This window comes from Ruegeria sp. BHSB172, from assembly GCF_059613165.1.
The window spans coordinates 1-20,999 of the sequence record NZ_JBXWRZ010000053.1 but is presented as its reverse complement, the minus strand read 5'-3'; the positions used below and the strand labels follow the sequence as shown (position 1 = coordinate 20,999).

General features: G+C 62.5%; 19 protein-coding genes. 8 read left to right on the top strand and 11 right to left on the bottom strand.

Annotation, left to right across the window (positions count from 1 at the left end; all coding sequences use genetic code 11):
* Positions 1 to 2,167, bottom strand: a 2,167-nt coding sequence (gene gyrB, locus AC2FM3_RS16150; protein WP_496683813.1) for a DNA topoisomerase (ATP-hydrolyzing) subunit B, incomplete at its 3' end; no start/stop codon positions are given.
* Between the two features lie 125 nt (positions 2,168 to 2,292).
* Positions 2,293 to 2,865, bottom strand: a complete 573-nt coding sequence (locus AC2FM3_RS16145) for a TetR/AcrR family transcriptional regulator (RefSeq protein WP_496683810.1) — start codon at positions 2,863 to 2,865, stop codon at positions 2,293 to 2,295.
* Positions 2,866 to 2,962: 97 nt separating this feature from the next.
* Between AC2FM3_RS16145 and AC2FM3_RS16140 the strand changes: the two genes are divergently transcribed.
* Positions 2,963 to 3,529, top strand: coding sequence for a carboxymuconolactone decarboxylase family protein (locus AC2FM3_RS16140; RefSeq protein ID WP_496683807.1), 567 nt, complete (start codon positions 2,963 to 2,965; stop codon positions 3,527 to 3,529).
* 5 nt (positions 3,530 to 3,534) lie between these two features.
* Here the strand turns inward: AC2FM3_RS16140 and recF are convergent, their stop codons facing one another.
* From recF to mutM, 6 genes are all read right to left on the bottom strand, one after another.
* Complete coding sequence (gene recF / locus AC2FM3_RS16135; RefSeq protein WP_496683805.1) at positions 3,535 to 4,635, bottom strand: DNA replication/repair protein RecF; 1,101 nt, start codon at positions 4,633 to 4,635, stop codon at positions 3,535 to 3,537.
* A gap of 59 nt (positions 4,636 to 4,694) precedes the next feature.
* Entirely contained in the window at positions 4,695 to 5,816 is a 1,122-nt protein-coding gene (gene dnaN / locus AC2FM3_RS16130; RefSeq protein WP_496683802.1) for a DNA polymerase III subunit beta, read from the bottom strand.
* Between the two features lie 221 nt (positions 5,817 to 6,037).
* Positions 6,038 to 7,423 carry a chromosomal replication initiator protein DnaA gene (dnaA, locus tag AC2FM3_RS16125; RefSeq protein ID WP_496683799.1) on the bottom strand — a complete coding sequence of 462 codons (1,386 nt, stop codon included), beginning with the start codon at positions 7,421 to 7,423 and terminating at the stop codon, positions 6,038 to 6,040.
* Between the two features lie 539 nt (positions 7,424 to 7,962).
* Positions 7,963 to 8,226 (bottom strand): 30S ribosomal protein S20, encoded by a 264-nt coding sequence (gene rpsT, locus AC2FM3_RS16120; protein ID WP_005979273.1) that lies wholly within the window; start codon positions 8,224 to 8,226, stop codon positions 7,963 to 7,965.
* A 229-nt stretch (positions 8,227 to 8,455) separates the two neighbouring features.
* Positions 8,456 to 9,232 (bottom strand): acryloyl-CoA hydratase, encoded by a 777-nt coding sequence (acuK, locus tag AC2FM3_RS16115; protein ID WP_073279647.1) that lies wholly within the window; start codon positions 9,230 to 9,232, stop codon positions 8,456 to 8,458.
* 66 nt (positions 9,233 to 9,298) lie between these two features.
* Positions 9,299 to 10,150 (bottom strand): bifunctional DNA-formamidopyrimidine glycosylase/DNA-(apurinic or apyrimidinic site) lyase, encoded by an 852-nt coding sequence (gene mutM, locus AC2FM3_RS16110; protein ID WP_496683796.1) that lies wholly within the window; start codon positions 10,148 to 10,150, stop codon positions 9,299 to 9,301.
* Between the two features lie 86 nt (positions 10,151 to 10,236).
* On the opposite strand from mutM, the gene ubiE reads away from it, so the two are divergent.
* Positions 10,237 to 10,989: a bifunctional demethylmenaquinone methyltransferase/2-methoxy-6-polyprenyl-1,4-benzoquinol methylase UbiE gene (ubiE, locus tag AC2FM3_RS16105; protein WP_496683794.1), complete on the top strand. Its 753-nt coding sequence runs from the start codon at positions 10,237 to 10,239 to the stop codon at positions 10,987 to 10,989.
* Between the two features lie 3 nt (positions 10,990 to 10,992).
* Positions 10,993 to 12,522 (top strand): 2-polyprenylphenol 6-hydroxylase, encoded by a 1,530-nt coding sequence (gene ubiB, locus AC2FM3_RS16100; protein WP_496683791.1) that lies wholly within the window; start codon positions 10,993 to 10,995, stop codon positions 12,520 to 12,522.
* Positions 12,523 to 12,616: 94 nt separating this feature from the next.
* Here the strand turns inward: ubiB and AC2FM3_RS16095 are convergent, their stop codons facing one another.
* On the bottom strand, positions 12,617 to 13,792 hold the full coding sequence (locus tag AC2FM3_RS16095; RefSeq protein ID WP_496683788.1) for an acetyl-CoA C-acyltransferase family protein: 1,176 nt from the start codon (positions 13,790 to 13,792) through the stop codon (positions 12,617 to 12,619).
* A gap of 117 nt (positions 13,793 to 13,909) precedes the next feature.
* Between AC2FM3_RS16095 and AC2FM3_RS16090 the strand changes: the two genes are divergently transcribed.
* Positions 13,910 to 14,479, top strand: a complete 570-nt coding sequence (locus tag AC2FM3_RS16090) for a helix-turn-helix domain-containing protein (protein WP_496683785.1) — start codon at positions 13,910 to 13,912, stop codon at positions 14,477 to 14,479.
* A gap of 44 nt (positions 14,480 to 14,523) precedes the next feature.
* Here the strand turns inward: AC2FM3_RS16090 and AC2FM3_RS16085 are convergent, their stop codons facing one another.
* On the bottom strand, positions 14,524 to 14,844 hold the full coding sequence (locus AC2FM3_RS16085) for a hypothetical protein (RefSeq protein ID WP_496683782.1): 321 nt from the start codon (positions 14,842 to 14,844) through the stop codon (positions 14,524 to 14,526).
* Between the two features lie 194 nt (positions 14,845 to 15,038).
* Here AC2FM3_RS16085 and AC2FM3_RS16080 point away from each other — a divergent pair, with 194 nt between their 5' ends.
* The 4 genes from AC2FM3_RS16080 (at position 15,039) to AC2FM3_RS16065 (ending at position 19,049) form a co-directional block, all read left to right on the top strand.
* On the top strand, positions 15,039 to 16,223 hold the full coding sequence (locus tag AC2FM3_RS16080; RefSeq protein ID WP_496683779.1) for a glycine C-acetyltransferase: 1,185 nt from the start codon (positions 15,039 to 15,041) through the stop codon (positions 16,221 to 16,223).
* Between the two features lie 14 nt (positions 16,224 to 16,237).
* Positions 16,238 to 17,266, top strand: a complete 1,029-nt coding sequence (gene tdh / locus AC2FM3_RS16075) for an L-threonine 3-dehydrogenase (RefSeq protein ID WP_496683816.1) — start codon at positions 16,238 to 16,240, stop codon at positions 17,264 to 17,266.
* Positions 17,267 to 17,330: 64 nt separating this feature from the next.
* Positions 17,331 to 18,218, top strand: a complete 888-nt coding sequence (locus AC2FM3_RS16070; protein WP_496683776.1) for a tryptophan 2,3-dioxygenase — start codon at positions 17,331 to 17,333, stop codon at positions 18,216 to 18,218.
* Between the two features lie 3 nt (positions 18,219 to 18,221).
* Positions 18,222 to 19,049 (top strand): alpha/beta hydrolase, encoded by an 828-nt coding sequence (locus tag AC2FM3_RS16065; protein WP_496683773.1) that lies wholly within the window; start codon positions 18,222 to 18,224, stop codon positions 19,047 to 19,049.
* Positions 19,050 to 19,101: 52 nt separating this feature from the next.
* Here the strand turns inward: AC2FM3_RS16065 and infB are convergent.
* Positions 19,102 to 20,999, bottom strand: a 1,898-nt coding sequence (gene infB / locus AC2FM3_RS16060) for a translation initiation factor IF-2 (protein ID WP_496683770.1), incomplete at its 5' end; no start/stop codon positions are given.

Sequence of the window (20,999 nt, the reverse complement as noted above, 5' to 3'; positions counted from 1 at the left end):
GGTCCAGCGGGCCGTGGATCACCTGTACCCGATCCCGTCGGACCAACGTTGCAGGCAGGCTGTAGACCTCTTGCAGGCTCTGGGTGAAGCTGCCGGTCTTGCGCGCCTCGCCGGATCGCAGCATCGGGCCATCCAGCGTCCGCACTTCCTCGACGCCGCGCAGGATGCGGGCCAGGCGGATACCGTGATCCTGCGTGATCCGGCCCTGCCAGCCGCGCTCGTATTCCAGCGCGATCAGGTCCAGCCGCGCAGCGACCTTGTCGGCCACGCCCTGAAGGTCGGCATCCACCGCGCCCGGTACGAAGGCTCCCGCAACCGCGGCCTGTTCCAGGATATGCCGCGGGTAGTGCGTCGGGAATGCATCCAGCACGCGTTTGAGTTGCCGTGCCTCGTCGACCACGCGGGCCAGATCCTGCCCCACGATTTCTTCGCCCGACCCCAGCCTGAGCACCGCGCCCTCGATCCCCTGGTTGATCAGATAGTCGTCCAGAGCGGCCTGATCCTTCAGGTAGACCTCGGACTTGCCACGCGAAACCTTGTAGAGCGGCGGCTGCGCAATATAGAGATAGCCGCCTTCGATCAACTCGGGCATCTGCCGATAGAAGAAGGTCAAGAGCAGGGTGCGGATATGCGCGCCGTCAACGTCGGCATCGGTCATGATGACGATCTTGTGGTAGCGCAGCTTCGAAATGTCGAATTCGTCCCGCCCGATCCCGGTGCCCAGCGCCATCACGAGGTTGCCGATCTCCTGACTGGACAGCATCCGGTCGAAGCGCGCGCGCTCCACGTTCAGGATCTTGCCGCGCAGGGGCAGAACCGCCTGCGTCAGACGATCGCGACCCGTCTGGGCCGAACCACCGGCCGAGTCGCCCTCGACCAGGAACAGTTCGGTCTTGGACGGATCTTTCTCGGAACAATCCTTGAGCTTGCCGGCCAGATAGTTCACGTCCATCGCCGTCTTGCGGCGTGTCAGTTCGCGCGCCTTGCGGGCGGCCTCACGCGCCAGCGCGGCCTCGATGATCTTGCTGACGATGGTCTTGGCCTCGTTGGGGTTTTCCTCGAACCACTCGGCCAGTTTCTCGTTCATCAGCCCTTCGACCGCAGGGCGCACCTCGGAGCTGACCAGCTTGTCCTTGGTTTGGCTTGAGAATTTCGGGTCGGGCACCTTGACCGACAGCACGCAGGTCAGACCTTCGCGCGCGTCATCGCCGGTAAAGTTGACCTTTTCTTTCTTCGCGATCCCGCTGGATTGGGCATAGTTGTTGATCGTGCGCGTCAGGGCGGCGCGGAAACCGGCCACATGGGTGCCGCCATCCCGCTGCGGGATGTTGTTGGTGAAGGGCAGGACCGTCTCGTGATAGCTGTCGTTCCACCACATCGCGATCTCGACGCCGATCTCGTCGCGCTCGCCCGTGATATAGATGGGCTCGGGCATCATCGGCGTCTTCGAGCGGTCGAGATACTTCACGAACTCCTTGACGCCACCCTCGTAGAACAGCTCGGTCTCCAGCCGCTCGGCCGGGCGCTCGTCGATCAAAATGATCCGCACGCCCGAATTCAGGAAGGCCAACTCGCGCAGTCGCTTTTCCAGCGTCTCGAAGGAATAGTCGAGGTTCGAGAACGTGTCGGTCGAGGCCAGGAACCGCACCTCGGTTCCGGTCCGGTCGCCACATTCGCCAACCACTTTCAGGTGCTCGGCGGTCTCGCCGCGTTCGAACCGGGCGAAATGTTCCTTGCCGTTGCGCCAGATGCGCAACTCCAGCCAGTCGGACAGGGCGTTTACCACCGACACGCCCACGCCGTGCAGGCCGCCCGACACCTTGTAGGAGTTCGAGTCGAATTTCCCGCCGGCGTGCAGCTGGGTCATGATGACCTCGGCCGCCGAGACGCCTTCTTCGGGGTGGATGTCCACCGGAATCCCGCGGCCATTATCGCTGACCGAGACGCTGGAATCGGCGTGAATCTTGACCGTCACATGGTCGGCGTGACCGGCCAGAGCCTCGTCGATGCCGTTGTCCACGACCTCGTACACCATGTGGTGCAGGCCCGAGCCGTCGTCGGTGTCGCCGATATACATCCCGGGGCGTTTGCGGACAGCCTCCAACCCCTTGAGAACCTTGATAGATTCCGCGCCGTATTCCTGATTTGCCTGTGCGTCTTCGGACATGCCGTCAGTACCTATATTATTTTGGTAACTTATACGTTCTCTGGTGGGGAATGTCACGTCATCCCCCCAGATTTTGTGCCGGTTCTTTCGGGCGCGGGCCGAGTTGCTCGGCCGACCTCAGACGGTCACAACCGATCCAGATCGGCGGCGATGTCAGCGGCGATTTGGCGGGCATCGACATCGCCGCGCTCGGCCGACAGGCGCAGGCCCAAAAGGTCGGATTGATAGCGCGCCGCCAGCCGTTCGGGATCATGGTCGGCTCCGATCTGCCCTTCCGCCTGCGCCTGCCGGAACAGATCGGCGAAACAGGCTTTCATTCGCGACAGATGGGTTGCGGCCAGTTGCGCCAGATCGTGGTCCTTTGCGCTCAACTCGGCATAGGTCTTGGCCAGCATGCAGGCCTTTGCGGGCGCATTCGCAGCCTCGACGACCAAACGCGGCTGGGTTTTGAGCGCACCCAGCGGCCCCAGCTCCCGGGCCAGGGCGTCAAGCCGGGCAATACCTTCATCCGCATAGCGCTCCAGCGTCAGGGCATACAAGGCATCCTTTGACCCGAAGGCGGCGTAAAAGCTGCCTGGCTTCAACTTCAGCGCACGCTCGAGATCCTTCAGGGACGTGCCCGCCCAGCCCTGACGCCAGAACAGGTCTCGGGCCTGCGCGATCAGCGCGTTACGGTCATAGGCAGGTTTGCGGGGCATGTGATCACCAATTTTTGAACGATTACTCAAATATATACTTGAGTGATCGCTCAATAAAGCCTATTTCGGACTCAGCCGCCAGAAAAGGAGACCCGAAATGGCCGAATTCCCCTCGCATGACCTGAACACCGCCCCCGAAGGCTCAAAACCCCTGCTCGAGAAATCGCAGGCCGCGTTTGGCCGCCTGCCGGGCCTGCACAAGGTCATGGCCGAAAGCCCTCAGCACCTTGAGGCCTATCAGGTTCTGCACCTCCTGTTCCTGCAGACCGATTTCGACAATGACGAGAAAACCGTCGTCTGGCAGACCATCAACGTGGAAAACGAGTGCCACTATTGCGTTCCGGCCCATACCGGCATCGCCAAGATGATGAAGGTGTCGGACGAGATCACCGAAGCGCTGCGCAATGAAACCCCGCTGCCCTCGCCCAAGCTCGAGGCGCTGCGGACGTTCACGCTTCAGGTGATGAACCAACGCGGCAACGTGACCGACGCGCAGTTGCAGGCGTTCTTCGATGCGGGTTATTCGCACCGCGCTGTTCTGGACGTGATCCTGGGACTGGCGCAGAAAACCATGTCGAACTACGTCAACCACATGGCCCGGACACCGGTGGACGAAGTGATGCGTCCGTTCCTGTGGGAACGCAAGGTCGGCGAGCCGGCCTGATCCGGTCAGGCGGGGGTGACGGTCGAGCCGTCACCCGCGTCATTGACCACGAAAGACTGCGCCCGATCGCCCAGTTCGGTAAACAGCTCGGGGCCTGTTCCGGTCATCCAGGCCTGCGCCCCCAGCGCGCAGATTTCATCATACAGCGCCGCCCGGCGGTCTGCGTCCAGATGGGCCGCCACCTCGTCCAGCAACAGGATCGGCGGCGCCCCGACCTGCGCGGCCAGCGCCCGCGCATTGGACAGAATCAGCGACACCAAAAGCGCCTTCTGCTCTCCGGTCGAACACTCACTGGCCGCAACGCCTTTGGCCGCATAGACCCCATGCAGATCTGACCGGTGCGGCCCCACCAATGTGCGCCCCGCCGACAGGTCGCGGAACCGGCTTTCGGCCAACGCCTCCAACAGATCCTGCGCGCTTTCGGGCATGTCCCCTTCGGACTGAACAAGTTCCAGTTCCGCCGAGGGAAAGGCGGTCTCGGCCTGTTCCTGCGCCGAGCGCAACTGCGCCAGAGCACCCAGCCGCGCAGTATGAATGCGATGCCCGGTTTCGGCCATCTGTGCCTCGAGCGCCGCGTACCAATGCGCGTCACGCACCTGCTCTTTCAGCAGGCGGTTCCGTTCGCGCATGGCCTTTTCATAGGTCAACGCCGCCTCGGCATGGCTTGGGTCGAAACTCAGCGTCACCCGGTCCAGAAAGCGCCGCCGGCCTTCGGCGCCTTCGATCCAAAGCCGGTCCATCGCGGGCATCAGCCAGACGACCCGCGACAGCTTGCCCAGATCGATCTGGCTGGCTGCCTTTCCGTCGATCCGAACCTGCCGCGCCGCACCTCCCTCCGACCAGGTTTCGATCTCGGACCGGCGGCCCTGAACGTCCAGCAGACCGCTCAGCTTCCAGCCCAGCGCCTCGGGCCGGCGCGTCATCTCGGCGGCACTGGCCCGGCGCATGCCCCGGCCGGGCGAAAACAGGGATACTGCTTCGAGGATATTGGTCTTGCCGGCCCCGTTCGGTCCGTACAAGGCCACCGGCCGCCCGTCCAGCGCCAATCGCGCCAGCTTGTGCGACCGAAAATGCGAAACCTTCAATTCGGTCAGGGCCAAAGCCATGACCCCTCCCTTCATCCTTGCACAAACACGCGCTCCGGACGCACCCCGCGCCCGCGCGATCAGACGCGCATCGGCATCACGACATAGACCGCGCTCTGGTCATTGCCTTCGCGCATCAGGGTCGGGTCGCCCGCCGAGTTGAACAGGAACACCGCGTTCTCGCGGTCCACCTGGCTTGCGATTTCCAGCAGGTATTTGGCGTTGAACCCGATTTCCAGCCGTTCGTCGCCATAGGCCACGGCCAGTTCTTCCTCGGCCGCGCCACTGTCGGGCGCATTCACCGACAGGACCAGCTTGTCGTTTTCCAGCTGCAGTTTGACCGCACGGGACCGCTCGGACGATACGGTGGCCACCCGGTCGACGGCCTGGGCAAATTCTGCCGCGTCCACTTCCAGCTTGCGGGTGTTGTTCTGCGGAATCACGCGGGTGTAGTCGGGGAAGGTTCCATCGATCACCTTCGAGGTCAGCGTGATGTCGGGCGTGGCAAAGCGCACCTTGGTTTCGCTGACCGACACCGCAATATCCATGTCGTCATCTTCCAAAAGCTTGCGCAGCTCACCCACCGTTTTGCGCGGAACGATCACGCCCGGCATGTCCTCGGCCCCCGCCGGAAGATCGGCGTCAATCCGGGCCAGGCGGTGGCCGTCGGTGGCCACGCAACGCAGAACCTTTCCGCCTTCGGTGCCATCGGCCACATGCATGTAGACACCGTTCAGGTAATACCGCGTCTCTTCGGTCGAGATGGCGAATTTCGACTTGTCGAACAGCCGCCGCAGCAGGGCCGCCGAAGCGGTGAAGTTCGACTGGTATTCCGAGGACGCCATCACCGGGAAATCCTCTTTCGGCAGGGTCGCCAGCGAGAAGTTCGACCGCCCCGCCTCGACCGTCAGTCGCCCCGCCGCGCTGTCGGCGGTCAGCGTGACCAGCGCGCCATCGGGCAGCTTGCGCACGATCTCGTGCAGGGTCGTGGCCGCAACCGTGGTTGCACCCGCCTTCTCGACCTGCGCGGGGGCCTTGTCGACCACCTCGATATCCAGATCGGTCGCGCGGAACAGAACCTGATCGCCCTCGGCCTCGATCAGCACATTGGCCAGGATTGGAATCGTGTTGCGGCGTTCCACAACGGATTGGGCCTGCGAAACGGCCTTGAGCAGCGTGCCGCGTTCGATGCTGATCTTCATACCCTCAATTCCTCTGATTTGAGTGCTTACATGGGCGGGACTGGCAAGTTAGCGGTTCAGCCCTGAGGCACAAGGATTTTTTACCGTTTTCTGTGTCGGAACGTGCAAACCGTCAAGGTCCCGCGCAGCCCTGCACTGCAGTTCCGGGGAAATCGTGGAAAAATGCGCACAGAAAAACCGCCCCCGCGCAGGGCCGGGGCGGTTTGCCGAATTGCAGGGGCTCAGGCTTCGAGCGCGCGGCGCAGCATCTCGACATCTTCGGCGATCTGACCGTCGGTCAGCTTCAGCTCTTCGATGCGTTTGACGCCGTGCATGACGGTGGTGTGGTCACGTCCGCCAAAGCGGCGGCCAATCTCGGGCAGCGACCGGCTGGTCAGCTGCTTGCACAGATACATCGCCACCTGCCGCGGGCGGGCATAGGACCGCAGGCGTTTCGGCCCGATGATGTCGGACAGGCGAATGTTGTAATAGTCGGAAACCTTGCGCTGGATCTCTTCGACGGTGATCTTGCGCTCGGAGGCGCGCAGCACGTCGGCCAGACAGTCCTGCGTAAGCTCCATGTCGATCTCGCGACCGACCAGCGAGGCAAAGGCGAACAGCCGGGTCAGTGCCCCTTCCAGAACGCGCACGTTGGTCGAGATGCGATGGGCCAGGAATTCCAGAACGCCATCGGCGATTTTCAGATCGGGATAGGTCTTGGTGTGTTGCTGGACCTTGGTCTGCAGAATGCCCAGGCGCAATTCGTAATCGGTGGGATGCAGGTCAACCACCAGGCCGCATTGCAGGCGCGACTTGACCCGCTCTTCCAGGTCCTTGATCTCACCCGGCGCGCGGTCGGCCGAGATGATGATCTGCTTGTTCTGATCCACCAGCGCGTTGAAGGTGTGGAAGAATTCCTCCTGCGTCGAATCCTTGCCAGCGATGAACTGCACGTCATCGACCATCAGCACGTCGACCGAGCGGAACAGGTGTTTGAAATCCATCATTCGGCGTTCGCGCAGTGCCTGTACGAAACGGTACATGAACTGTTCAGCCGACAGGTACAGCACGTTTAGCTCGGGGCGTTTGGTCTTCAGCTCCCACGCGATGGCGTGCATCAGGTGCGTCTTGCCCAGTCCGACGCCGCCATACAGAACCAGCGGGTTGAAGGTGACGGGGCCGCCTTCCGAAACACGGCGCGCGGCGGCATGGGCCAGTTCGTTGGGCTTGCCGACGACGAAGCTGTCGAAGGTAAAGCGCGAGTCCAGCGGTGCGGCCTGCAACGACTCGAGCGCATCATTCGCGACCGACGCTTCAACCGGTATGTCGATTTCGGCAGGCTGGGGCTTGTTTTCCACGGCGGGGGCTGCGGGGCGTGCGGGCGAATTCGCGGCCACGCGGAACGCCAAGCGCTGGACCGATTCTCCGGCCGTGTTCAGTTCGTACAGGATGAGGTCAGCGAAATTCTGGCTGACGTAGTTGCCCATGAAGTTGGTCGGAACTGAAAATACGGCCACGCCACCTTTCAATTCCTGAAATTCCAGAGGTTCGATCCAGGTCGTAAAATTGTTCCGGCCCACAGCCTTGAGCAATTTATTACGCAGTTGTCCCCATTTTTCTTGTGTCATCCAGCGCCTCACGCATCCCATCTTTATTGGCCAGCCGGCCTTTTTTTGTAACCGGTCTCCCGGCTCTTTCGCGTTCACTCGACAACAGCTTCCTGTTCGCCAAAACCGGTCGGTCTGGCGTCAGAAACGTGCTTTCCGCCAACGCTCTGTTCTGGCACATCCGAAGCCATGGATGCTGGGCCGGCAGAGCGCGCCACAGATTGCAATTTATTGACAGGGCCAAGATCACCGGCAGACCCGAGATCCCGAGCAGATCGACGAACCCGGCAGAACCGGTCGCCGACATTCGTCCCCGAACCCTTCCGATGCCCGTCGGTCAGATCGCGGAAACAGCCTGTCCCCCCAAGCGAGTGAATCGCTGGATATGTCGTAGCAAGAGGCAGAGGGGCCGGGCAACGAAACTCTGATATTGACTCGGGTCTTCGGGCGAAAGAATCTCTCGGTTTTGTGAAGGCGCGGCATTCTGGCAACAACGCAAAAGGCGCCGCACGGGGCGACGCCTTTTTGTTCGTAAATCGTCAACGATTGTTGACGTAAAGTCAGCCCAGCGCTTTGACCCGTGCCGACAGGCGCGACATTTTGCGGGCTGCAGTGTTCTTGTGGAACACGCCTTTGGTGACGCCGCGCATCAGTTCGGGCTGGGCCGCGCGCAGGGCTGCGGTTGCGGCTTCCTTGTCGCCGGATGCGATTGCTTCTTCGACCTTGCGCAGGAAGGTGCGGATGCGCGAACGACGTGCTTTGTTGATTGCATAACGCTTCTCGTTCTGACGAGCGCGCTTCTTTGCCTGGGGCGAGTTTGCCATGTGTCTCTGACCTTTGTTCGGTACGTTTGTCTAGGGTTGCACGTCACGGATATCCCCGCACCGGATCAGAAATCACGAGTGTGAATCGGGCCAAGCGGGCCGCACGCGCATGTATGGTCGCGGTCAATAGCCAAGTTTTCAGGCTTTGCCAAGCCGATTCTCGGCCTTGTTGCCCGCCGGAAAAAAGGCGGGCAGCGCCCGCCTGATCCAACGGTCCTGTCGGCGCCACCTATTTGTCGCGGAACTGGGCCGCGCGCTTTTCAAGGAATGCGGCCATGCCCTCTTTCTGATCCTCGGTGGCGAACATCGAGTGGAACACGCGCCGCTCGAACAGCATGCCCTCGCTCAGCGGCACCTCGTAGCTGCGGTTGACCGCCTCTTTCGCGGCCATCGCGGTCAGCAGCGATTTCTCGGCGATCTTCTGGGCCGCGCCGGTCGCCTCTTCAATCAGCTTCTTGGCCGGCACCACGCGCGACACGAGGCCCGAGCGCTCGGCCTCTTCGGCATCCATGAACCGGCCGGTCAGGTTCATGTCCATCGCCTTGGACTTGCCCACGAACCGCGTCAGGCGCTGGCTGCCGCCCATCCCGGCGATGACGCCCAGATTGATTTCCGGCTGGCCGAACTTGGCGGTGTCTGCAGCGATGATGAAATCGCACATCATGGCCAGCTCGCACCCGCCGCCCAGCGCATAGCCCGCGACCGCCGCGATGATCGGCTTGCGGATCGCGGTAATCCGGTCATTGGCGTCTGCGAAAAGGTTGGTGGTGTAGACATCGACAAAGCTCATCTCGGACATCTCCTTGATGTCCGCGCCCGCGGCGAATGCCTTTTCCGATCCGGTGATGACGATGCAGCGCACCTTGTCATTGGTATCCGCGTCCTCGAGCGCCTCACACAGCTCACCCAGAAGCTGAGTGTTCAGCGCGTTCAACGCATCGGGTCTGTTGAGCTTGATAAGGGCGACGTGGTCTTCGATTTCGACGATGATCGTCTCAAAAGCCATGAGGTCTGAGCTTTCGGTTGTTCCGTTCAGGTCCAATTCCTTACCACGCGAAAAACTCGGATCAAGCTATCTTTGGCATTGCGCGCAATAGAAGGTCGACCGCCCCGACTGGGTGATTCTGCGGACCTCGGCCCCGCAGCCCTCGGTCCGGCAGGGCTGGCCCTCGCGCCCGTAGACGTCGAAACTGTGCTGAAAATATCCAAGCTCTCCATCGGCTTGCCGGAAATCGCGCAGTGAGGATCCACCGGCCTCGATGGCCTCGGTCAGCACCGTCCGGATCACCGGAACCAGGGCTCCGACACGCCCGGCCGAGATCTGACCCGCCTTGCGACGTGGCGACACTCTGGCGCGGTAGAGCGCCTCGCAGACATAGATGTTTCCCAGCCCGGCAACGATTCTCTGATCCAGCAGCGCCGCCTTGACCGGTGTGGACCGGCCGCGGAAGGCGTCGATCAGATAGGTTTCGTTGAAATCGTTGCCCAGCGGTTCCGGCCCCAGCACGGCCAGCAGCTTGTGCTGCTCGGCGGTGGCCGTGGGCATCAGATCCATCGCCCCGAACCGGCGCGGGTCATTGAAGGTGATGCGCGCACCATTGGCCATGTGAAACACCACGTGGTCATGCTTCTGCGGCATCGGATGGTGATGTACGAACTGTCCCAGCGGATCGCCCGACACGGTCATGCGGCCCGACATGCCCAAGTGAATCAACAGAGTCTCGCCGCCGCTCAGATCGGCAAGGATGTATTTCGACCGCCGCCGCAGACGCTCGACCCGCTGGCCGGTCAACCGTTCGGCCATCCGCTCGGGGAACGGCCAGCGCAGATCGGGGCGGTTCACGTCCGCCCTTTCGATCACCACGCCTTCCATCGCCGGGGCAAGGCCGCGTCTTACTGTCTCGACCTCGGGCAATTCGGGCATTAGACGGCTCCTATTCCAAAGGGCCGCATTGTGCCCCGGTTTCCAGGCCCTATAACAGAGACGAAATTCGACGAACGGCAAGGCTTATGTCCGACAACAGCGACAAGACCACTCATTTCGGTTTCGAAACCGTCCCCGAGGCCGAAAAGGCCGGGCGCGTGCAGGGCGTATTCAACTCGGTCGCGTCGAAATACGACGTAATGAACGACGTGATGTCGATGGGCATCCACCGGGTCTGGAAGGACGCGATGATGGACTGGCTGGCGCCACGCCCTGGCCAGCGCCTGTTGGACGTGGCGGGCGGTACGGGCGACATCTCATTCAGGTTCCTCAAACGCGCGGGCCACGGCCATGCCACCGTTCTGGATCTGACCGAGCCGATGCTGATCGAGGGCCGCAAGCGCGCTGAGGCTGCGCAGATGGCCGACAGCCTGGACTGGGTGGTCGGCGACGCGATGGCCTTGCCGTTCGAGGACAACACCTTCGACGTCTACACCATTTCCTTCGGCATCCGGAACGTGACCCGCCCGCAAGAGGCCCTGAACGAGGCCTACCGCGTGCTCAAACCCGGCGGGCGACTGATGGTGCTGGAATTCAGCCAGCTGCCCAATGACGGGCTGCAGAAACTCTATGACCTCTACAGCTTCAACGTGATCCCGCGCATGGGGCAGCTGATCGCGAATGACCGCGACAGCTATCAATACCTGGTTGAATCGATCCGCAAGTTCCCAGATCAGGATACCTTTCTGGGCATGGTGCGCGCCGCCGGGTTCGAGAACGCGAAATACCGCAACCTCAGCATGGGCATCGCCGCCCTGCATTCCGGCTGGAAGATCTGACGCATGCGCGGCCCCCACAACATCATCCGCCTGATCCGTACGGGCGCCACGCTGGAACGCACCGGCGCCATGAACGTGGTGCTGGACGCGTTCGAGGCTCCGCGCGCATTGCGGATCCTTGCCCACACCTTAGGCAAACCGTTCCAATGGCTGGGCTACAAGGGCGACCCGAACATGCCGCCGGCCACCCGGGCGCTGACCGCCCTGGGCCCGGCCTACATCAAGTTCGGTCAGGTCCTGTCCACGCGCCCCGATGTCGTCGGCGAGGAGCTGGCCGAACAGCTCCGCGTCCTGCAGGACAAGCTGCCCCCCTTTCCACGCGACGTGGCCATGGCCGAGGTGGAAAAGGAGCTGGGCCAACCGCTGGACGAGATGTTCTCGGAGTTCAGCGAACCGATCGCGGCCGCCTCGATCGCGCAGGTCCACAAGGCCAAACTGGCCAGCACAGGCGAGGACGTGGCCGTCAAGGTCCTGCGCCCCGGCATCGAACGCGCGTTCCGCAAGGATGTGGATGCGTTCTATTTCGCCGCCCGGATCGTCCAGCTTTTCGCCCCCGGTGCGCGCCGTCTGCGCCCGATGGAAGTGATCGAGCATTTCGACGGCGTCGTCCGCGGCGAACTGGATCTCCGGCTCGAAAGTTCGGCGGCTTCGGAATTTGCCGCCAACACGCAGAACGACGAAGGCTTCTGGCTGCCGCCCGTGGTTTGGTCTCTGTCCGCGCGCCGGGTCATGACGCTCAGCTGGGCCGACGGGATCCCGCTGGGTGACAACGCCGCGTTGGACGCCGCCAATCACGACCGCCGCGACCTGGCCAACCGCGTGCTGCGTCTGTTCCTGCTGCACGCCCTGCGCGACGGCTTCTTCCACGCCGACATGCACCAAGGCAACCTCAAGGTCGCCGCGAATGGGGACATCATCGCCTATGACTTCGGCATCATGGGCCATATCGACGAATACACCCGCCGCGTCTATGCCGAAATCCTCTTCGGCTTCATCCGCCGCGACTACAAGCGCGTGGCCGAGGTGCATTTCGAAGCAGGCTACGTCCCGGCCGACGAGGACGTTGATGAATTCGCCCGCGCCCTGCGCGCAGTGGGCGAGCCGATTTTCGGCATGGACGCCACCCATATCTCGATGGGCCGTCTGCTGAACTACCTGTTCGAGGTGACCGAACGCTTCGGCATGGAAACCCGCACCGAACTGATTCTGCTGCAACGCACGATGGTGGTGGTCGAAGGCGTCGCCCGCTCGCTCGACCCGCATATCAACATCTGGGAAGTCGCCCGCCCTGTGGTCGAGGACTATATCAGGCAGTCCATCGGCCCCCGCGCCGCCCTGCGTGATTTTGGAAAAACAGCGCTGGTTCTTGCGCGGTTCGGGCCCCGCCTGCCTGATCTGGTCGAAAATGCCCTGATAGCCCAGACCCGCAAGGATGATCCATCCGGGTCAGATTTCTGGCCCAAGGCCATTCCAGCCGCGATCGGAGCAGCCGCCGGGGCAGTGGCCGTCCTGATCCTTTCGGGCTTTGGCTGAAAGGCGCCGTCGCTTCATCTGGCCAAAAATATCCTCGGGGGGAATCGCGCCCCGGCGCGATGGGGGGCAGACAGCCCCCCTGCCCAGCCCAGGATCAGAGCCGTTCGATGGCGATGGCAATCCCCTGCCCGCCACCGATGCACATGGTGATCAACCCTTTCGACCCGCCGATGCGCTCCAACTCGTACAGAGTCTTCAGCGTGATGATCGCCCCGGTGGCCCCCACCGGATGACCCAGGGCGATGGCCCCGCCATTCGGGTTCACCTTTGCCGGATCCAGCCCCAGTTCCTTGTTCACCGCCAGCGCCTGGGCGGCAAAAGCCTCGTTGCTTTCGATCACGTCGAAATCGCCCGCCGACAAGCCGGTCCGTTCCAACAGGTTGCGCACGGCCGGAACCGGGCCGATTCCCATTACCTCGGGACGAACGCCAGCATGGGCATAACCTAGGATGCGCGCCTTGGGCGTCAGGCCGGCTTTCTCGGCGGCACCCGCCGTGGCCAGAACCATTGCCGCCGCGCCGTCATTGATGCCCGAGGCGTTGCCCGCGGTCACACGCCCATCCTTCTGGAACACCGGCCGCAGCCCGGCCAGGGCCTCGGCCGTGGTGGCCTTGGGATGCTCGTCGACCTTGAAATCGACCATGTCGCGCTTGACCTTGACCTGCACCGGCGCGATCTGGCTGCCGAAATAGCCCGCCTCGATCGCGGCCGCGGCCCGTTGCTGGCTGGTCAGCGCAAACGCGTCCATCTCCTCGCGCGTGATCTGGTGCTCATCGGCCACGTTCTCGGCGGTGACGCCCATGTGCCCGGTACCAAAGGGGCAGTTCAGCGCGCCCAGCATCATGTCCAGCGACTTGATGTCGCCCATCTTGGCACCCCAACGCGCCTGCGGAACGATATAAGGGCTGCGCGACATGTTCTCGGCGCCGCCGGCCACGGCAAACTCGGCATCCCCCAGCATCAGCGACTGCGCCGCTGACACGATGGCCTGCGCACCCGACCCGCACAGCCGGTTGACGTTCATCGCCGGGGTGCCGTTCGGAATGCCCGCCTGCATCGCTGCAACGCGCGACAGGTACATGTCGCGCGGCTCGGTGTTGATAACATGCCCGAACACCACATGCCCGATCTGGTCGCCTGCGACGCCGGATTTCTCAAGCGCGGCCTTGGTCACGACGGTGGCCAGATCGATCGGCGCGGTCGCGGCCAGCGACCCTCCGAACGTACCGATTGCGGTGCGGGCACCATCCAGAATCACGATGTCGGTCATGTCTCTCTCCTCTTGGATTTGCGCGCAGTATGCACCCGCAGTATGGGCCTGTCGCGCGGGACGTTCCGTCATCGGCGGAATTGACAATTCCCGCCCGGACGCGCAAAAAATTCCGCCATGACGGAAAACTCAGACGATATCCTGACACGCCTGCCCGCCCGACTGAAAGAGGCCCGGCGCGCCAAGGGGCTGTCACTGGAAGCGGTGGCCAATCTCAGCGGCGTGTCCCGGTCGATGGTCAGTCAGATCGAACGCGGCGAAAGCAGCCCCACCATTGCGACATTGTGGAACCTGACACGTGCGCTGAACGTAGACTTTGCCGGGCTTCTGGATGAAGAGGTTCAGGGCGACACAATCGAAGTACTGAAACAGTCCGATGTGCCCAGTATCGACAATATGGGGTATGGCTGTCGGATCGGAATCCTTTCCCCGCCAGAAGATGCCGGTGGGCACGAAGTGTACGATATCTGGTTCGAGCCGGACGGAAAACTGATCAGCCAACCGCATGCAAAAGGCTCTCGTGAACATTTGACTGTTTTGATGGGATCGGTCGAGATTGAATCCGGCACTGCAACTGAGGTTCTGCATCAAGGCGACACAGGGCGTTATGCAGCGGATGTTGCGCACTCGATCATTGCGCATAATGGACCGGCACGCGTTTTTCTAATTGTGAAAACCGGTCGATAGGTTCGACCGGCCGCCTGAACAGGCGGCCAGTCCGGATTGATAAATTATTCCTCGTCGGGTAGGTCGTTTGCGCCGCGGGTTCCTCCACGGTTGGAAACCTGGCCGTCTGTACCGGTAATGCTGCTGAGGCTGCTTCCAACATTGCCCCAGCCGCCGTTTCCGCCGCCGCTCACCGCCGAAGCGGTTCCTTTGCCTTTGCTTCCAAAGTCTCGACCAAGCGTGGCCGCACCACCTGAAACAGCCCCGGCCATCGACTGAGCAAGCCCACTGTTACCACCACCGGTATTGCCTTTGCCAGGCCCCGCGAAAGCCGCTGTTGCACCGAACATCAGAGCCAGCGCCGCGGCTGATGAAATCTTAATCATATCGTTTCCCTCCCAGTTGATATGCAAATGAATACGCGGCGTGGAAAAAAGCGGATCACATTGAGTTCAGCAAAAAGTTATCACTTAAAGCTTCCCTAAATCCGTAATGTAAGAAAATTTTCCGTAATACTGAAATTCTCCTATTTCGGAAATACATCCGCTATGATAGACACCCGGGAGCTATGGAGGCCCAGATGGCAAATGCATTCCTATCTCACATCACGGACACCCTCTCGCAGATCAAGGCGGAAGGCCTGTACAAGACGGAACGAATGATCACCTCGCCCCAGGGCGGCGAGATCACGGTGGGCGGACGTCAGGTCATCAACCTGTGCGCCAACAATTACCTGGGTCTGGCCGACCATCCGGCGCTGATCGAGGCCGCGAAGAGTGCGATGGAGCCCAAAGGGTTCGGCATGGCCTCGGTCCGGTTCATCTGCGGCACGCAGGACATCCACCGCGAGCTTGAGCATCGGCTGGCCAAGTTTCTGGGCAAGGACGATTCGATCCTGTTCGCGGCCTGTTTCGACGCCAATGGCGGGTTGTTCGAACCCCTGCTGGGACCCGAGGATGCCATCATCTCGGACAGTCTGAACCACGCCTCGATCATCGACGGGATCCGACTGTGCAAGGCCAAACGCTATCGCTACATGAACAATGACATGAACGATCTCGAAGCCTGGTTGAAACAGGCCCGCGCCGACGGGGCGCGGCATATCATGATCGCGACCGATGGTGTGTTCTCGATGGACGGCTATCTGGCCAACCTGCCCAAGATCCGCGAACTGGCCGACAAATATGATGCCGTCGTCATGGTCGATGACTGCCACGCCACGGGCTTCATGGGGCCGCGCGGCGCGGGCACGCCGGATCACTTCGGCGTCGATGTGGACATCCTGACGGGGACGCTGGGCAAGGCACTTGGGGGGGCAATCGGCGGTTACATCGCCGGGCCGCAAGCAGCGATCGACCTTCTGCGGCAGCAGGCGCGGCCCTATCTGTTCTCGAATTCGCTGCCGCCGTCCATCGTCGCTGCCGGGCTCGAGGCGATCCGCCTGGTCGAAGACGGCGACATGCTGCGCAAGCAGCTGTTCGGCAATGCCAAATACTGGCGCGCCGGGCTGGAAAAGCTGGGGTTCGACCTGCTTCCGGGGGAACATCCGATCATCCCCGTAATGCTGGGCGAGGCGCAGTTGGCGCAGGACATGGCCGCCCACCTGTTCGACGAAGGGGTCTATGTCTCGGGCTTCTTCTTTCCGGTGGTCCCGCGTGGCCAGGCCCGCATTCGCACCCAGATGAACGCAGCGCTGACCCGCGACGAGCTGGACCGCGCCTTGGCGGCCTTTGGCAAGGTCGGCAAAGAATTGGGGGTGATCTGATGCGGCCCAACACGATGAAGGCGCTTGAGAAGTCCAAGCCCGAAGAAGGGCTGTGGATGGTGCAGGCCCCGGTCCCCGAGATCGGCCCCGACGAGGTTCTGATCCGCGTGAAGAAGACCGGGATCTGCGGCACCGACATCCATATCTGGAACTGGGATGAATGGGCGGCGCACACGGTGCCCGTCCCCATGATCACCGGCCACGAATTCGCCGGCGAGATCGTCGAGCTGGGCCGCAATGTGACCGGGTTGAAGATCGGCCAGCGCTGCTCGGGCGAGGGCCACCTGATCGGCACCGACAGCCGCCAGAGCCGCGCGGGCAAGTTCCACCTCGACCCGGGCACGCGCGGGATCGGGGTGAACGAACAGGGTGCCTTTGCCCAATATCTCAAGCTGCCGGCCTTCAACGTGGTGCCCCTGCCCGACGACATTCCGGACGAGATCGGCGCGATACTCGACCCGCTGGGCAATGCGGTGCACACTGCGCTGAGTTTCGATCTGCTGGGCGAGGACGTGTTGATCACCGGCGCGGGCCCGATCGGGATCATGGCCGCCGCAGTGGCCCGCCACGCAGGCGCCCGGCATGTGGTGATCACCGACATCAACCCCGATCGACTGGCGCTGGCGCAGCATGTCGTACCCTCGGTCCGGGCGGTGAATGTGGCCGAGGAAGACCTGCAATCGGTGATTTCCGACCTGGGCATGAGTCAGGGTTTTGACGTGGGGCTGGAAATGTCGGGCTCGCAGGCGGCGCTGGACCAGATGGTCGAGGCGCTGGTGATGGGCGGCAAGATCGCCCTGCTGGGCATTCCGCCCGGCAAATCGCCCGTCGACTGGAGCCGCATTGTGTTCAAGGCGATCACCATCAAGGGCGTCTACGGCCGCGAGATGTTCGAGACCTGGTACAAGATGATCGCGATGCTGCAGAACGGGCTGGATGTCAGCCGGGTCATCACCCATCGCTTTGCCGTCGATGATTTTGCGCAGGGCTTTGCCGCCATGAAGTCGGGAAAATCGGGCAAGGTGGTGCTGGATTGGACCTGACCCTCTGGATAGTTGCCAACGCACCTTCTAGACAGGTGCGCACACATGCCGGGGAGGAAATGAGATGGCCGACAAAGCCAAGGGCGACCGCCCGCTGGAACGCGGAATCGAAGACACGCTGGTGACCGATTTCGCGGATACCCACCGCAAAAGCTATGGCGACTTCCTGCAGCTCAAGACCCTGCTGAACCTGCAAAAAACCTTTCAGGACCCGGCCCAACCCGATGAAATGCTGTTCATCATCATCCACCAGGTCAGCGAGCTGTGGCTGAAACTGATGCACCATCAGCTGGTCGAGGTGCGCCGGTTCCTGCAGCAGGATGAGTTCGGCCCTGCGATGAAGAACCTGGACCGGATCAAGGCGATCCAGCGGCAGTTGATCGCCGCGTGGGAAACCCTGCTGACCATGACGCCCGCTGACTATATGACCTTCCGCAAGGCGCTGGGCAATTCATCCGGCTTCCAAAGCTATGGCTATCGCCAGATCGAATTCATCCTGGGCAATAAGGACACCGCCACTCTGAAGGTGCACGAGCACGACCCCGAAGTGATGGAGATGCTGACCGCCGCCCTGGTCAAGCCGTCGCTGTATGACGAGGTTTTGCACATGCTGGCGCGGCAGGGGTTTGACGTGCCGCAGGACTTGTTGGACCGGGACTATTCAAAGACCTATTCAGGTGATCCGCGCATCGTGAAAATCTGGGCCGAGATCTACCGGAACACTGGCCGGTACTGGGACCTGTATGCGCTGGGCGAAAAGCTGATGGATGTGGAATCGCTGTTCCAGCGTTGGCGCTTCGACCATGCGACCGCCGTCGAACGTGTGATCGGCATGCAGCCCGGCACCGGCGGCTCCAGCGGCGTGGCCTTCCTGCGCAAGGCGCTGGACTTGCGGTTTTTCCACGATCTCTATGACGTACGCAGTGACCTGATGTATGGCGGACAGGGCTGAGCCATGCTGTATCGCGGATTTTCCCAAAGCGAGCTGGAACGCGAATACGCGCCCAGTTCGATGATCGGCGGCGACCTTGCGCCCTATCTGGCGGCCTATTCGGCGCTAAGCGCACAGGCACGGTCGCAACTGACGGTGCAAGAGAACCTCGGCTATGGCGAAACGCCCGCGCAGGTGCTGGATTTCTTTCCCGCCCGAACGCCCGGCGCACCGCTGCATGTGTTCATCCATGGCGGCTATTGGCAGGCGCTCAGCCAGCGCGATTCGGCGATGATGGCGCCCGCGCTGGTCGTAGGCGGGCAGGCCTTTGCAACGGTGAACTACACGCTCGCCCCCGACGCGCGGCTGGGTCAGATGGTCGATGAATGTCGGACCGCGCTGATATGGCTGGCCACCCGGGCCAATTCGCTGGGGTTCAACGCCTCGCATGTCACCCTGTCCGGGCACAGCGCCGGCGCGCATCTGGCGGCGATGGTCATGGCGACCTCGGCCGACCAATTCGCCCGGATAGGCTTGCGGGTGCGCGAAGTCATCCTGATCAGCGGCGTCTACGACCTGGAACCGATCAGCCTCACCCCGGTCAACGATCCGCTGCAGTTGACCCCGGTCGAGTTGCACGACCTGTCCCCCACCCTGAACTTGCCGGCGCCCGGGCCGCGCTATCGGGTCACGGTGGGCGAGCGGGACACGGGCGAGTTCATCCGTCAGAGCCGCGACTATGCCGAAGCGTTGCGCAAGGCCGGCCATGCCGTCAGCTTTGATCTGCAGCCGGGCACGCACCATTTCGACATCATCCTCAAGGACGCGACGTTTCTGAACGACCACCCCTGAAAACGAAAACGGCGGCCCCTGGGGACCGCCGTTTCTTTCGATTTCGGCCGGATCAATCCAGCGTGCGGGTCACTTCCTCGCGCTCGAAGATCTCGATCACGTCGCCGGGGCGGATATCGTCGTAGTTCTCGAACGCCATACCGCATTCCTGACCCGACTGAACCTCGGCCACTTCGTCCTTGAAGCGTTTCAGCGTCTTCAGCGTGCCTTCGTGGATCACCACGTTGTCGCGCAGCAGACGCACGCCGGCCGAACGGCGGGCAACACCCTCGGTGACCAGACAGCCGGCAACCTTGCCGACGCCGGTGACCTTGAACACTTCCTTGATCTCGGCATAACCGATGAACTTCTCTCGGATCTCGGCGCTCAGCAGGCCCGAGGCGGCGGCTTTGACGTCATCCACCAGGTCGTAGATCACCGAGTAGTAGCGGATTTCCACGCCCTTCTGGTTGGCGGTGTTGCGCGCCGAGGCATTGGCCCGCACGTTGAAGCCAAAGACCGGAGCCCCCGACGCTTCGGCCAGGCCGATATCGGTTTCGGTGATGGCGCCGACGCCCGAGTGCAGCACGCGCACGCGCACCTCGTCGTTGCCGATCTTCTCCATCGCCTGCACGATCGCCTCGGCCGAGCCCTGCACGTCGGCCTTGACCAGAATGGGCAGCTCGGCCACGTTCTCGTCTTCCTTGGCCTTCTGCATCAGCTGTTCCAGCGTGGTCGCGGCACCGGCGGCGGCGCGCTTGTCCTTGGCGACCTGCGCACGGTACTCGGCGATCTCGCGGGCCTGCGCCTCGGTCTCGGTCACGTTCAGAACGTCACCGGCCTCGGGCGTACCGTTGAGACCCAGGACCTCGACCGGAACCGAGGGCCCGGCTTCCTGAACGCGCTCGCCTTTGTCGTTGATCAGTGCGCGGACCTTGCCGTACTGCTCGCCTACGACGAAGATGTCACCTTGGCGCAGCGTGCCCTTCTGGACCAGCACAGTCGCAACCGGGCCACGGCCCACGTCCAGCTGCGCCTCGATCACGGCACCTTGTGCGGCGCGGTTCGGGTTGGCCTTCAGCTCGAGGATCTCGGCCTGCAGCGCGATGGCTTCCAACAGATCGTCCAGCCCCTGGCCCGTGATGGCCGAAACCTCGACATCCTGAACGTCGCCGGACATCTTCTCTACGATCACCTCGTGCTGCAGCAGGTCGGTGCGCACCTTGTCCGGGTTGGCTTCGGGCTTGTCGATCTTGTTGATCGCCACGATCATCGGAACACCGGCAGCCTTGGCGTGATTGATCGCCTCGACGGTCTGCGGCATCACCGCGTCATCGGCGGCAACCACCAGAACCACGATATCGGTCACCTGTGCCCCGCGCGAGCGCATCGAGGTAAAGGCCGCGTGGCCCGGCGTATCCAGGAAGGTCAGCGTGGTGCCGTCGTTGGTCTGCACCTGATAGGCACCGATATGCTGGGTGATTCCACCGGCCTCGCCCGACACAACCTTGGTGTTGCGGATCGCATCCAGCAGCGAGGTCTTGCCGTGGTCGACGTGACCCATGATGGTGATGACCGGCGGACGGGGCTGAAGGTCTTCTTCCTTGTCCTCGATATCGGCGATGACGTCTTCGACATCGGCGTCGGACACGCGCACGACCTTATGGCCGAATTCCTCGATGATCAGTTCGGCGGTGTCGGCGTCGATGCTCTGGTTCTGCGTGACCATCATGCCCATGTTCATCAGCGACTTGACGACGTCAGCCACACGTTCCGCCATGCGGTTGGCCAGTTCCGAGACCACGATCGTCTCGGGCAGCTGAACCTCGCGGATCACCTTTTCACGCTCGACCGATCCCCCCATAGCCTTCTGGCGCGCGCGCTCCTGCTTGCGCTTCATCGCGGCCATGGACCGCTGACGCCCACCTTCGCCGCCCGAAAGCGCCTGGTTCAGGGTCAGCTTGCCTGAAC